General features: G+C 38.3%; 1 protein-coding gene. It reads right to left on the bottom strand.

Annotation, left to right across the window (positions count from 1 at the left end):
• Positions 1-359 (bottom strand): hypothetical protein (locus ABD296_RS49405; RefSeq protein ID WP_344285465.1); only part of this gene is annotated, 359 nt, incomplete at its 3' end.
• Between the last annotated feature and the right edge of the window lie 160 nt (positions 360-519).

Genomic DNA, 519 nt, shown 5'->3' on the forward strand with positions numbered 1-519 from the left:
TTACCTTGATTGATTTTATCGCGAATGAGCAAATCACGTGTTGCTGTGTCTGGAATACGAAGCAAAGCTTCAGCAAGACACATCAAAGCCACGCCTTCTTGTGAAGAAAGAGAGAATTCTTGTAATAACCCTTGAACAATACCTGCTTTACCTGAAGAGGTCTTACGTTCACGTAAATTATGGGCAAGGTTAAATGCAAGGTCATAAATTTTATGATCTAAATCATCAGATACCGCAGCAGCTTGTAATAGCTCTTCTACAGCTTCAGGTTCGGCACGTCGCCAAGCTGTATTAATGCGTTGTTCAAACTCACTTTTATCGTTGAATTCGGTGATATAGCCTTGGTGAGATTTATCCATTTGATGAAAAGTATCCATTGTGTTCATATCTATTTCCGCCAACCAGCTCTCGTAAACTCATCTTGAGTAGAGAGGTTTAGATAATTTATCATTACAGAAGAAACACCGAATAACTCACTACATTTTGCCCATTTTTTATAGGAAAATTCAGATGAATGGC

The sequence above is a fragment of the Actinomadura napierensis genome, assembly GCF_039529375.1.
Classification (GTDB): Bacteria; Actinomycetota; Actinomycetes; order Streptosporangiales; family Streptosporangiaceae; genus Spirillospora; species Spirillospora napierensis.